A 13,324-nucleotide genomic window follows, 5' to 3' on the forward strand; every position below is an offset into this window, starting at 1 on the left:
CAGCCAGTTTGGACTCGGACAGCGCGGAGAGACCGGAGCGTACACAGAGTACGTGAGGATTTCGAGCACTGCCCAGGGCCAAAATGGCCAGTGAAATAGCCCTAATGGGATAGGCTCTAAGAACAACAGGAAACCCCATGGCCACCATTAAGGACGTCGCCAGGCTGGCGGGCGTGTCGGTCGCAACCGTATCACGCGTCATCAACGATTCGCCCAAAGCCAGTGAGCAAGCGCGCAGCGCCGTACTGCAGGCCATGCAGCAGTTGCAATACCATCCGAACGCCAACGCCCGCGCACTGGCCCAGCAGTCTACCGAAACACTGGGGCTGGTGGTGTCCGACGTGTCAGACCCGTTTTTCGGCACCATGGTCAAAGCCGTGGAGCAGGAAGCCTACCGTACCGGTAACTTTCTATTGATTGGCAATGGGTATCATGTGGCGCACAAAGAGCGTCAGGCCATCGAACAATTGATTCGCCATCGCTGCGCGGCGTTGGTGGTGCACGCCAAGATGCTGCCGGATGAAGAGCTGGCGCAACTGATGGAACAGATTCCGGGCATGGTGCTGATTAACCGTATTCTGCCGGGGTATGAAGCACGTTGCGTAGCGCTGGATAACCACTACGGCGCCTGGCTGGCGACCCGTCATCTGATCCTGCAGGGGCATCGCCAAATCGGCATTTTGTGCTCCAACCACGCTATTTCCGACGCCGATGACCGTCTGGCAGGCTACCGGAACGCGCTGGCCGAACACAACATTGCACTGGATGAACAGTTAATCGCCTACGGTGAGCCGGATGAAAGCGGCGGCGAGGAAGCGATGACCACGCTACTGGAGCGCGGCCGCCCGGTGACTGCGTTGACCTGCTACAACGACCCGATGGCGGCCGGCGCGCTGGCGGTGCTGAGCGATAACGGCATCGAGGTGCCGCGGGATATGTCGCTGATCGGATTCGATGATGTATTGCTGTCGCGTTACCTGCGCCCACGCCTGACCACCATCCGCTACCCGATTACCGCCATGGCGACGCAAGCGGCGCAAATCGCGCTGGCGTTGGCCAACGACACGCCGCTGCCCAACGCCATCAACCTGTTCCACCCAACGCTAATCCGCCGGCATTCGGTCGCCAGTTTGAATAATGGGCGTTAGTGATGCATCAAGAGCGGTTAACAAACAGCGGTGTTATCTTGCAGGGGGATGCTGCTGACAACGATCCATCCTGTTATTCGCTGTTTCGATGAGCGTGACTACTATACTGACGATTACCGAAGGTCGGAAACGCTACTTTACGCCGGAACTGAATAAAGGAAATAGATCAACAAACAGAAGTTCAAATTGTACAAACAGAACCAGCCCAAGGTTTATGATGAATATGGTTTTAATGTATGAGACCTAAATTTTCGTCACAGTTCTCTATTCATTTTAAATGATTGATACTTTTGAGCGACGGCTATATCTGTGTATTCACCATCAACGCAGTTTTCTATACTCTGACCATCTAAACCTCGAATACCATTTATAGATTCACCCCAACGTTTTCTATCCCGAATGCCATCTATAAACTGACATAAGTAGTTATCCAAAAGCCCTTTTGATGGGGATTCAATTTCAGCGCTTAAGGCTGTTAAATAATCCACTTTATTGGTTCTAGACCAATCAATCGAGAAGCCTGCTCGATGACAAAGCTCATTGTGAATAATCAACATAGTACGTCCATTCCCATCAAGAAATGGATGCCCATAAGCAAAAAAACCCATAACTTCACCGGGACGCTGACGCATCGATTCTGCATTCCGTCCAAGACGCAAGCCCTGCTCAATAGCTAAGCGCGCATCATGAGGATGGCAGAACATCGTATCGGCTTTAGATACCGCACAATTAGGAGCCGTCATTGCACGGTCTTGACCAGCCCACGGATAGAATGCTTCGAATAATATCCGATGAACCTCCAGGAAATCTTCATAACAGAGGACATCTCTTCCCGCTAAGTAAGCTAAAGCGTCATCTAAACCAGCACGAAACATTGTGTGTTCAAGTTGACGAACAATTGCCGGGTCTTTTTCACCATAATGGTTACGTAAATAACCGGCTTGCTCAAAATCGTTAAACGGATCAAACACGTTGTTTTTGTTCTCGTAAGTAATTAACTGACAATATCGCGACTTCTTGCTTAGTGATTTTTCCCGCACGTTTTAAGGCGATAAGTAGATCTTCAACGGCATCATGTACCACTTCATCACCAGCTAAACGAGTCACAGCATCAGCCCATTGATCCATCGCATTGTAGCAATAAGACACATTGTAATAACGAGCAAGCTCTGATACGTAACGAGCAACACCTTTAGTCGGAGGTGTTTTCGCCAATTTGAATGCTGTATTTTTAATACAAGACCTACGGCTATAACTACGAAAACAAATAGTATTACCATTGATGACAAGCTTGCGCTTAACTCTTGGCGCATCAACTTCAACAATGATCTCACCTTGAGAGGGATTTTCCTTAGCAAAGGATAAGTCTTTTCGGTGAAGCGGGAAGCCTAACTTGTCGGCTACTTCACGAATGATAACATCGAGACTACCCTGTGCTTTTACATCATTCCCCTCCTTTTTGGCTTTAGCGTAAATCCCTGGAGAAAGGCGAAGAAGTACACCATTCTCCACTAACACATTCAATACATGTGTAACTTGGGTCTTGCTTCCCAATTGAGCGAGATCAGAACGAGATAACACAACTCCACGACGATGTTGAATCGACTGGCGTATACGCGTTTCGAGTTTCATAAAAGCCCCCCAACAAAACCCCTTACCATCCTAACAAGAAAATCTATTTTTTTCAATTTTCTCATTTATTTACAAGCAATTAGATTGCATTCAAGCACTTACTAACCGACATCTATTGTTAAATATCATTGCAATCATCGACCCTATATAAGTGGCTGTTTTGGTTGTTATCCTGGATAGAATATTGCTTCCAAAGCCAAACACCATAGCGACTTGTTTTTGTGCTTCGACCGAATGAGTAAGATTCAATTAAGCAAGATATCGTAAAATTCAGAGGCCCTATCTAAAAAGACGCAGCAGGTATTAGTGAGCCCCATTAACTAAAGGTGATGGCTTTACGGTGTGATTAACCTTAACGCGCGGTGGTACAGCCGGACCTGTTTATCGGGGTACTCGGGCGCGTCGCCGATGTAACGCCAGCCGTGGCGTTCGTAGTAACCGCTGAAACCGGCGTAGAGATAGAGAGAGTCAAAACCGCGTTCGCGGCTGAACTCGATGACAAAACGCTGGAGATCCGCCCCCAGACCGCGATCGCGGTAGCGTTCGTCCACATACAGCGCCGCCAGCCAGGGGGTCAAATCTTGCCGGCTTATCAGATCGCAGCGCCACAGCCCGACCGTACCCACCAGTTGATCGTCGGCCAGTGCCACGAACGTCAGCGGCAATGCGTTCTTGTCCATGCTGTGATGCACCAGCGTGGCAAAAAAATCCCGGCTCAGCCCGTCGCCAAATGCCTGCCACAGCCAGTCGACGACCTGCGTCTCGAAATGTGGGTAATCCGCCAGATAACCTATCGAGACAGGAGATCCTATCGTTGCTTTAGATTCCATCGTCGCCATACTCAGACCAGTTTTCCCTGAAAGATCGGCACCGAATCGAACAAGTAGCCGTCAAACTCCGGCGCTTGTGCGTCGGAAATTTCCATCAGCGTGGTTTTGACGTTTTCCAGATGCTGCCACATCGCTTGATAAGAGCCGCTGACGTCGCGACGACGCAGTGCCGCCAGTATCGTCTGGTGGTCCGCCAGCCATTTCAGCCGATAACCGTGGTTGCCGACATGGCTGTAAAGCTGCTGCCAGATAGGGCTTTCGTCCCGGCAGGACCAGATATTGCTGACGGTTTCCAGCAGCATCTGGTTTTGGGTGGCGCCCGCCACCTGCAAATGAAAGATTTTATCGAAATCGCTGCGGTAATCATTGGCGGCGATGGCCGCCTGCTCTTGCTCCAGCGTGCGCCGCAAAATATCAATGTCATTGCGGGTCGCCATGCGGGCGGCAAACGCCGCGATATTGCTTTCCAGCAACTGACGCGCCTGCAACATTTCAAACGCGCCGATGCGGTTTTGCGCATTCGGGGACGGCTCTTCCGCCGACGGCACGCGCAGCACATAGACGCCAGACCCCTGGCGGATATCCACCGTGCCTTCCAGCTCCAGCATCAGCAGCGCTTCACGTACGATGGTGCGACTCACGCCGTAGGTTTCCGCAATATTCCGCTCCGGCGGAAGACGCGCCCCGACCGGGTACTCCCCCTGCTGGATTTTCTCCCGCAGGTCACACCCTATTTCCTGGTATTGCTTTCTGTCTTGTAGAACCACAACCTTCGCCACAATGCCACCCTGAACGGCCGAGAATTGAACACTGCTGCCGCCCCGACGCGAGGTCGGAACCAGGCGGCGGCCCCTGCGTCATCGCCATGCCGGCGTTCGTCAGGGTCCACAGCCTAAACGCGAACCGGATTTGGCTCCCTCACCGGCCCGCGTTTTACAGCAATCAGGGCTCAGTTTACCAAACTCAACGCCTGATCGAGTACCTTTGCGCCGTTCAGGGTGCCGTAAGCCACCGGGTCGATAACGGCGATAGGAATATGATACTCGTCGGTCAGCTTTTTGTTTTCCGCCAGCTTGAACCGCACCTGCGGCCCCAGCAGCACCGCGATGATGTCATTGCCGTAAGTCTGTAATTCATCCCGCAGGTTTTGTTCAGGAATGGCGTAAATCTGGTATTCCATACCGCGCGCAGCCGCTTCCTTTTCCATTTTAGTGACCACCAGCGAGGTAGACATGCCTGCCGAGCAGGCCAGTACGATCCGTTTCATCTTTCCCCCTATTTATCTTCATCGTCCAGTTCGAACGCCAGCACGCCGCCGTCCCGTACCTGACGGAACCAGCCGGCTGATTTCTTCGCTCTACGCTGCCGGTCGTGTTCCAGATCGATTTCAATCAGGCCGTAACGGTTTTTGAACGCGTTCATCGGCGAGACGTTGTCGGTAAACGCCCACAGCATGTAACCCAGACAGTTGGCCCCGTCTTCACGCGCCTTCAGCGTCCAGTAAAGGTGCTCGGCGATAAACGCGATGCGGTAGTCATCCTGTATCACGCCGCGGCTGTCTTTGAACTGGCCTTCGTTTTCAATCCCCATGCCGTTTTCCGAAACGAACCAAGGCACGTTGCCGTACTCATCCTTCAGGCGCATCGCCATGTCGTAAATAATGCGGGGGTTGATTTCCCAACCGCGCGACTTGTTCATCCGGCGGCCTGGCAGCTCGAAATGCTCATAATAGTAAGCCGGGTGGAACGGCGTATTGCTGTTCCACGCCCGGCTGGGCGCTTTGACCCGGTGCGGGTAATAGAGATTGATCCCCACCTCGTCCACGGTATTGGCGCGGATAATCGCCAGTTCCTCCTCGGTGTAATCCCAATGCACCTGGTGCTTTTCCAGCAGCGCCAGCAGCTCCGCCGGGTACTCGCCTTTCAGCGCCGGGTCGAGAAAGACCCGGTTGTAGAACAGGTCATACAGGCGCGCCGCCTCCACATCGTGTGCCGCGCTGGAACGCGGATAGGTGACTTCCGGGTTGAGGATCACCCCGATGCTGCCGCCGTCGCGGTGGTAACCTTTATCGCGGAACAGTTGCACCACTTTGGCGGTCGCCAGATTCTTGTGGTGGTTCCACTGCATCCAGACGCCGCTGTCCTGCTGGTAAGGGTAGCGCACCGCGTCCAGATAGACGCGGGTCTGCACCACAATCGGCTCGTTAAAGGTGAACCAGCGTTTGACTTTGCCGGCATAGCGGGCGAACACCGCGTCGGCATACTGCACGAACCACTCCACCACCTGCTTCGACGACCAACCCTGATACTTCTCGAACAGCACCGCCGGCAATTCATAGTGTTCCAGGCACAGCATCGGTTCGATGCCTTGCCGGTGCAGTTCGTCGATCAGATTGTCGATGTAAGCGGCGTACTCTTCATCCACCACGCCGTTTTCATAGTCCAGCATGAAGCGCGACCAGTTGATGGAAGTACGAAAGTGCGTCAGCCCGGTCTGCTTCATCAACGCCACGTCTTCGCGGTAGCGGTTGTAGAAATCGGTGGCGACCGCCGGGCCGTAGCCGTTGTGCCACACCTGACGATCGCGTTTGTACCACAGGTCCAGATAGGAATCCTGCCCGCTTTTCTTGCCCGACCACCCCTCGGTCTGCCAGGCGGATGATGCCGCCCCCAGAATAAATCCCTCAGGAAGGGTCATTGATACCTTGCTCATTACCAGTCTCCCTTACATCCATTATTTCAATGCATTCATTATTTCAATGCATTGGCTTGTGCGGCTGCATCGGACTCCGCTTCACGCTGCGCCTGTTCGGCACGGCGAGACGCCACTTTGACGAACGGCAGATAAATCAGGGTGGCGACGACGATACACACCAACTGCGTCGCTACCGCTCCCATCGAACCGGCGGTGGACAACCAGGCGTTAATCAACGGCGGCGTAGTCCAGGGCACCATCACCACCGCTTTACCGGCAAAGCCCATGCTGGTGGCGAAGTAACCGATGGTGCCGGTCACCAGCGGCGTGATGATGAACGGAATAGCCAGAATCGGGTTGAGCATGATGGGCATCCCGAAAATCACCGGCTCATTGATGTTGAACACGCCGGGGCCGAAGGAGATCTTGGCGATCTCTTTCATCTCGCGGCGTTTGGAGGCGATCATCACCGCCAGCAGCAGGCCGATGGTCAACCCGGACCCGCCGATGCTCATGTACACATCCCAGAACGGCATGGTGATGATGTTCGGCACCTCATGCCCTTGCTCGAACGCGGTCATGTTCACCGCGATCGCCCCCAACAGCAGCGGCTCGCGGATCGGTTTGATCATCTGGTTGCCGTGGATGCCGATCACCCAAAACAGCTGCGCCACGAACATCAGGATCAGTAACCCCGGCAGGCTCTGCACCACCGATTCCAGCGGCTGCTGCACCACTTTGTAGATGGCATCGTACAGGGACATGCCGGTCACTTTCTGGAAGGTAAAGCCGAAGGTCGCCACCAGCGTCACGGTGATGATCGCCGGGATCAACGCCGAAAACGACGCGGACACATTCGGCGGCACGCTGTCCGGCATCTTGATGCGCAACCGGTCTACCGATTCCAGCTTCGAGTAGATTTCCACCGACGCAATAGCGATAAACATGCCGAGGAACAGGCTCTTGGTGTCGGAGAACTGGCGCGCCAGCACGTCTTTCACCGGCAGCGTCTGGCCGTTGATCACCATATCGATGGTGGTCGGCGTGATGGAAATAAAACAGATCACCGCCAACAAGCCGGGAAACAGGCTACGGGACCCATTGATTTTCCCAAGCTCGATGCCTATCAGGAACACCGCGCCGATAGTGAGAAAGTTCAGCGTGGCGTAGTTAATACCGCTCATGATGGGTTTGAGCGGCGCCAGAAATGAAAACAGAGCGAAACTCGCCAGCCCGTTCTTCGGGTCCAACACCATGTTGGAGATCAACACAGAGAACGCGCCCACGATGATCACCGGCATCAGCGTGATGAACGAGGCTTTGATCGCCATGATGTATCTCAGGCTGTTGAACTGGTTGGCGAACGATCCGAGTGAATCGATGGCCTGATCCTTGAATGACATAACTCCACCTCTTTGATTTACCTGCATTTCAGGGGTTGTTGTTATCAGGAACTACTGCTCCTGTAGTGGCCGTTACGCGCGGAAGATGGACGGCAGGTTCAGCGCTCTCGCGTTTGGCATACCAAAAAATAAAACAAACGAATAATTTTTCTGTGACATTGTTCTCACAAGCCAATATTGGAATTCCAATAATATAAAAAACACCAATTTTGGCATACCAAGAGGACACTGAGATGGAATTGGATATGGAACAGACCGTGATGGAACTGCTGATCAACGCCGGCGAAGCCCGTTCCAGCGCCATGATGGCGATTCAGGCCGCCCGAGCGCAGGACTGGGCGCAGGCCGACGCACAACTGCTGGCCTCGCAGGAGGCGGCGAAAGCGGCCCACCTGATCCAGACTCGGCTGATCGGGCTGGATGAAGGCGAAGGCAAAGTCCCGGTCAATCTGATCATGGTACACGCGCAGGATCATCTGATGACCGCCATGCTATGTCGGGATCTGGCGCAAGAGATGGTATTGCTGCGCAAGGAGCTGTTCGGCCGCTCATCGGCCTGATTATCTTCGCAAAAGGTGAGGATATTCCGTACGGCCCCCGCTGATACCGTTCCAGTGTGCTAGTATGTGACCAAGACTAACCACAACGCTGTGACAGACCTCGGGAAAACAGGGAAGGTACTAACGATGATGACCATGCTTGATGTGGCAAGGCACGCCGGCGTATCCAAAGCCACGGTATCACGGGTGCTGAACGGCACAGGTCAGGTGAAGCAAAGTACGCGTGATGCCGTGTTCAAAGCGATGGAAGAGCTGGGCTATCGCCCCAACTTTCTGGCGCGCTCGCTGGCGCAGCGTAGCTCAAACAGCCTCGGGCTGGTGGTGTCCAATTTCGACGGTCCCTATTTTGGCCGCTTGCTGCGCCGGGCGGCGGAACGCACCGAAATCAGCGGCAAGCACCTGATCGTCACCGACGGCCACGATACCCCGGAAGACGAACAGCAGGCGGTACAGCTACTGGCCGATCGCCGTTGCGATGCCATTGTGCTGTATACCCGCCATATGTCCGATGCGGCGTTGATGGGGTTGCTGGAACAGTCCACAGTACCGATCGTGGTGATTAACCGCCATCTGCCGATGGCGCCTGACCGCTGCGTCTGGTTTGAACAACAGCAGGCGGTGTTTCAGTTGGTCGATCATCTGGTACGGCAAGGTCACCGCGAAATCGCCTGTATTACCGGCCCCATCAACACGCCGACCGCCCGCGTGCGTCTGGCGGGTTACCGGCAGGCGCTGGAACACCATCAGATACCCTATGATCCGTTGCGGGTGGTGAACGGCGACAATCTGGTGCCTGGCGGTTATCAGGCAGTGCGTGAGCTGCTGGCGCATGACGTCGGCTTCAGCGCCCTCTTCGTCAGCAACGACGATATGTGCATCGGCGCCATGAAAGCGCTGCTTGAAGCCGGCAAACGGCTGCCGCAAGAGGTATCGCTGTTCGGTTTTGACGACATCCCCAGCGCTCCTTATCTGAGCCCGGCGCTGTCCACCGTCTATTTACCGATCGAAGAGATGATCAGCGCCGCTATCTCGCAGGCGCTGAAATTGTGCGAGGGCGACCCCGTCACCCCTATCGCCCCGTTTACCGGCGAACTGAAACTGCGCGCATCGGTGGTGAAAGGGCCTTACGCGCACTGAATCCGCACGGGGCGGTTACACCCGCTCCAGCGCCAGCAGTTCGTCCAGCGTCTGACGACGGCGGATCAAGCGCGGCTGACCTTGTTCAAACAGCACTTCGGCGATCAGCGGGCGGCTGTTGTAGTTGGACGACATCGACGCACCGTAGGCACCGGTATCATGGAACACCAGATAATCGCCCACTTGCGCCGCCGGCAACGCCAGCGTTTCCACTCCGCCCCCCGCCTGCTGGGTAAACACATCGCCGGATTCACACAGCGGCCCCGCCACCACCGTATCGTGCAACGCGGACTGGCTCAGGTCACGCCCGTCGCCCGGCAGCAGCGTAATGTGGTGATAGCTGCCGTACATCGCCGGGCGCATCAGGTCGTTGAAACCCGCGTCCACCAACACAAAATGGCGGCTGCCCATGTCTTTCACCACGCGCACCTGCGCCACCAGCACGCCGGATTCCGCCACCAGAAAACGTCCTGGCTCGATTTCCAGCGTCACCGGGTGCCCCAAGTGCCCGGCAATTTGCTCCCGCGCCCGGTTCCACAATCCATAATAATGCTGGGTATCGATACGTTCGCCACCGTGGCGGTACGGAATCGACAACCCGCCGCCGGCGGAGATCGCCTCCAGATCCTGTCCCACCGCCAGCACCTGCTGCACCATCGCATCGCATACCTGCTCCAGATGCCGGTAATCCACACCGGAACCGATATGCATATGGATGCCGATCAATTTCAGGCGGTAACGGCTCAACGCCTCCAGCGCCTGCGGTAAATCGGCATACCAGATACCGTGTTTACTGTTTTCGCCGCCGGTGTTGGTCTTCTGGCTGTGGCCGTGACCAAACCCCGGATTAATGCGCAGCCACACCGGGTGACCCGGCGAGCGCTCGCCCAGTTGATGCAGCATGTCGATGGAGCCGGCGTTCACCGGAATATTCAGCTCATGCACCCGTTGCAGCGTGGCGTCGTCCAGCACATCGGCGGTAAACACAATCTCGTGCGCGTCGGTGCCGGGCTCAAACCCGGCCGCCAGCGCACGTTCGATTTCGCCAAGCGACACCGAATCCACCTTCACGCCCTGCTGACGCATCAGCGCCAGAATATGCAGGTTGGAACAGGCTTTCTGCGCGAAACGAATGGTATCGAACTGGCTCAGTTGACCGATACGCTCAATGATGGTGTCGGCATCGTAGGCCCACAGCGGGCAGCCGAAGCGCTCCGGCAGCGCACGCAGGCTTTGCGCGTTCAGAGCATGAGAAAGGTCATTCAGATCGTGTGGCATGGATATATTACCGAGACGTTATCAGATGCCTGCATTGTGCTGGCCCACAGACTATAATTCCAATATCTTTTTTCGCAGACTCTATTCATTTTTGATATGGAATAAACCGCCTATGACCGCCGTCTCCCTGCGCCACATTGAGATTTTTCACGCGGTGATGACCACCGGCAACCTGACGGAAGCGGCGGCGCTGCTTAACACCTCGCAGCCCACCGTCAGCCGCGAACTGGCAAGGTTCGAACATCTGGTGCAGATGCCGCTGTTCGAGCGCGTGCGCGGGCGTTTGTATCCCACCACCCAGGGCCTGCAACTGTTTGAAGAAGTACAGCGCTCTTATTACGGATTGGATCGCATCGTCAGCGCGGCGGAGGATATCCGCCACTATCGGCAGGCGCAGCTCTCCATCGCCTGTCTGCCGGTGTTCTCGCAGTCGCTGCTACCTGCGGTTTGTCGGCCGCTGCTGGCAAGCTATCCCGAACTCAATTTGCACGTCATTCCACAGGAGTCGCCGCTGTTGGAGGAGTGGCTGTCGGCCCAGCGCCACGATCTGGGGCTGACCGAAACCACCACCACGCCGGCCGGCACCGAACGGCAAACGCTGATGCAGCTCAACGAAGTGTGCGTGCTGCCGGCCGGACACCCGCTGGCGGGCAAACCAACGTTGACGCCGGAAGATTTTCGCGGCCAGCCGTTTATCAGCCTCTCCAGCACCGACAGCTACCGACAACTGCTGGACCATCTGTTTCAGGAACGCCGCATTGCCCGACGCATGGTGGTGGAAACCCACAGCGCCGCCTCCGTATGCGCCATGGTGCGCGCCGGCGTCGGCGTTTCCATCGTTAACCCGTTGACGGCGGTGGATTACGCCGACAGCGGCGTGGTCGTTCGGCGTTTTAGCCTCGACGTTCCGTTCACCGTCAGCCTGATCCGCCCGCTGCACCGCCCAGCCTCGGCTTTGGCGGCGCAATTCACCGAACAGTTAATCGCCTTCGCCGAAAAATTTCCCGCGCGGTTACAGCGTTGGCTGGCGCACAATCTCTGACCCAAAAATAGACTTGACGGAAGGAAAGCGCTTTCGCAACCTCAATCCAGTTAATCGGCTAAGAAATGCTTACTGTTGATTCCCCCTGATAAAATATGTAGAAATCTTACCCTCACAAGGTGATGGATTTTGTGAAAACGCATGGACACAGCGAGGGATTGATATGGCAAATATTATTTATTTGAAGCTTATAGGTGAGAAACAGGGGCTTATATCTGCCGGATGTTCGACCGCAGATTCTATCGGTAATAAATACCAGTCGGCACACGAAGACGAAATCTTCGTCTATGAACTGATAAATCAGGTAACAAGAGTAGAGAATGTATCTTTACACCCTGTAGAAATCAGGAAGCCTGTAGATAAATCCACACCACTTCTGGCTCAGGCATTGAACGATAATGAAAAGCTGAAATGTGAATTTCTTTTTTACCGAACTTCTCTATCTGGTGGTAATGAACTTTATTTCAAAGTTAAACTGAGTGATGCCGTCATTACGGACCTTCGCTTTTTTTATCCCAATTCATTAACGAATAATGAGATGCAACCACAAGAGAATGTTTCTTTCAAATTTGCATCAATAGAATGGGAACACGTTGTTGCCCGTACCAGCTCTTATATATTATGGAATAATGTAGAGTACTGATATGACAGCAGCAGCCTTGCTATATGCATTTTATGATGAGAGTGAGCGACTGAGAAGGATCGCTCTTCTTGCATCTTCTTTTTTCATTGAAGATAAAACCATTCGTATGGAGTATATTAAAGAAATAGATGACTTCATTAATACACTCCGCGTAAAAATCACCTCTTCCACATCAGAGTTTAACGATCAGAATGCTATTTTAGAAGAGATAAGAAAAGAACGAGAATCCACAGAAAAAGAGTATCAGAGATTAAGAACAGGTGATTATATAAAATATATTGTTACCGACATATTTGAAGATCAGGGTGTACTAAAATATGCAAAAATTGCATCAGGTGTAGTATCAGGCGGATTCCAGACATTCTCCGGATATAAATTAACAAAATTTGGAAATGGGCTAAATGTTAAGTATTTTAAATCACTTGGTGTTACGCTGATGGCACATGGGATTAATAATACATACGAAGCTATATCACCATTAATTCACGATGACCAGTCCTTATCAGGTCCAATAAGGAATATATATAGATACCTATCATCTACGCTTGGTTACGATAGTGATCGTGGAGATCTCTTTTATAGTATGGGAGATATCTCGCTCACAATATATGCATCACTCCGTATGCCCGTACTCATAGAAAACCCTAATCGTCTGGTTTCCAGAACACGCTTTGATAAAGCCAGAACAGATAGGTTATTCTATTTTTTAAACAAAGATTATAACTCGAAGTTCTTAGCTGCAAGCCGGGCAATGAAGCTATATATGGTCGGTAATTCGGCTAGAAAAGTTTACGCTGAATTCAAGGACGGAAATTACATCTATAGTAAAAATTAGCACTCATTTACTACAAATGAAATATTTCAAACACTGGATTATTCTATCGAATAAAACAATAACATGACTCTGAGAAGCATCAATTTCAGAGTCATTTTCATGCTAATCTTGAAAAATACGTT

At 53.4% G+C, this 13,324-nt stretch carries 14 protein-coding genes; 6 read left to right on the forward strand and 8 right to left on the reverse strand.

The features are described from left to right. Positions 1 to 137: 137 nt before the first annotated feature. Entirely contained in the window at positions 138 to 1,148 is a 1,011-nt protein-coding gene (galR, locus tag FDP13_RS11620) for an HTH-type transcriptional regulator GalR (protein ID WP_033576443.1), read from the forward strand. Between the two features lie 254 nt (positions 1,149 to 1,402). On the opposite strand, the gene FDP13_RS11625 is transcribed toward galR, so the two are convergent. The 7 genes from FDP13_RS11625 to FDP13_RS11655 all read right to left on the reverse strand — a co-directional run bounded on the left by FDP13_RS11625 (position 1,403) and on the right by FDP13_RS11655 (position 7,707). Then, positions 1,403 to 2,119, reverse strand: coding sequence for a Fic family protein (locus tag FDP13_RS11625; protein WP_143839487.1), 717 nt, complete (start codon positions 2,117 to 2,119; stop codon positions 1,403 to 1,405). Continuing rightward, positions 2,112 to 2,780 carry a hypothetical protein gene (locus FDP13_RS11630; protein ID WP_012768503.1) on the reverse strand — a complete coding sequence of 223 codons (669 nt, stop codon included), beginning with the start codon at positions 2,778 to 2,780 and terminating at the stop codon, positions 2,112 to 2,114. Before FDP13_RS11630 ends, FDP13_RS11625 begins: the two co-directional genes overlap by 8 nt. Before the next feature lie 335 nt (positions 2,781 to 3,115). Beyond that, entirely contained in the window at positions 3,116 to 3,619 is a 504-nt protein-coding gene (locus FDP13_RS11635) for a GNAT family N-acetyltransferase (protein WP_143839488.1), read from the reverse strand. Between the two features lie 2 nt (positions 3,620 to 3,621). Next, entirely contained in the window at positions 3,622 to 4,389 is a 768-nt protein-coding gene (locus FDP13_RS11640; RefSeq protein ID WP_012768499.1) for an FCD domain-containing protein, read from the reverse strand. Between the two features lie 170 nt (positions 4,390 to 4,559). Then, positions 4,560 to 4,877 carry a PTS sugar transporter subunit IIB gene (locus tag FDP13_RS11645; RefSeq protein ID WP_012768498.1) on the reverse strand — a complete coding sequence of 106 codons (318 nt, stop codon included), beginning with the start codon at positions 4,875 to 4,877 and terminating at the stop codon, positions 4,560 to 4,562. Between the two features lie 8 nt (positions 4,878 to 4,885). Then, complete coding sequence (locus FDP13_RS11650) at positions 4,886 to 6,322, reverse strand: glycoside hydrolase family 1 protein (protein WP_027710991.1); 1,437 nt, start codon at positions 6,320 to 6,322, stop codon at positions 4,886 to 4,888. Between the two features lie 38 nt (positions 6,323 to 6,360). Then, positions 6,361 to 7,707: a PTS sugar transporter subunit IIC gene (locus tag FDP13_RS11655; RefSeq protein ID WP_143839489.1), complete on the reverse strand. Its 1,347-nt coding sequence runs from the start codon at positions 7,705 to 7,707 to the stop codon at positions 6,361 to 6,363. A 233-nt stretch (positions 7,708 to 7,940) separates the two neighbouring features. Here FDP13_RS11655 and FDP13_RS11660 point away from each other — a divergent pair, with 233 nt between their 5' ends. Together FDP13_RS11660 and FDP13_RS11665 are read left to right on the forward strand one after the other, a co-directional pair. Further along, positions 7,941 to 8,267, forward strand: a complete 327-nt coding sequence (locus FDP13_RS11660) for a PTS lactose/cellobiose transporter subunit IIA (RefSeq protein WP_012768495.1) — start codon at positions 7,941 to 7,943, stop codon at positions 8,265 to 8,267. A gap of 126 nt (positions 8,268 to 8,393) precedes the next feature. Continuing rightward, positions 8,394 to 9,404 (forward strand): LacI family DNA-binding transcriptional regulator, encoded by a 1,011-nt coding sequence (locus FDP13_RS11665; RefSeq protein ID WP_143839490.1) that lies wholly within the window; start codon positions 8,394 to 8,396, stop codon positions 9,402 to 9,404. Between the two features lie 15 nt (positions 9,405 to 9,419). Here FDP13_RS11665 and lysA read toward each other — a convergent pair whose 3' ends face one another. Beyond that, positions 9,420 to 10,682 (reverse strand): diaminopimelate decarboxylase, encoded by a 1,263-nt coding sequence (gene lysA, locus FDP13_RS11670; protein ID WP_143839491.1) that lies wholly within the window; start codon positions 10,680 to 10,682, stop codon positions 9,420 to 9,422. A gap of 112 nt (positions 10,683 to 10,794) precedes the next feature. On the opposite strand from lysA, the gene FDP13_RS11675 reads away from it, so the two are divergent. From FDP13_RS11675 to FDP13_RS11685, 3 genes are all read left to right on the forward strand, one after another. Then, on the forward strand, positions 10,795 to 11,724 hold the full coding sequence (locus FDP13_RS11675; RefSeq protein WP_012768492.1) for a LysR family transcriptional regulator: 930 nt from the start codon (positions 10,795 to 10,797) through the stop codon (positions 11,722 to 11,724). Between the two features lie 163 nt (positions 11,725 to 11,887). Then, entirely contained in the window at positions 11,888 to 12,367 is a 480-nt protein-coding gene (locus FDP13_RS11680) for an Hcp family type VI secretion system effector (protein WP_143839492.1), read from the forward strand. A gap of 1 nt (position 12,368) precedes the next feature. Continuing rightward, positions 12,369 to 13,202, forward strand: a complete 834-nt coding sequence (locus FDP13_RS11685) for a DUF4225 domain-containing protein (protein WP_143839493.1) — start codon at positions 12,369 to 12,371, stop codon at positions 13,200 to 13,202. The last annotated feature ends 122 nt before the right edge of the window (positions 13,203 to 13,324 follow it).

The sequence above is a fragment of the Dickeya sp. ws52 genome (genome assembly GCF_007210685.1).
Classification (GTDB): domain Bacteria; phylum Pseudomonadota; class Gammaproteobacteria; order Enterobacterales; family Enterobacteriaceae; genus Dickeya; species Dickeya chrysanthemi.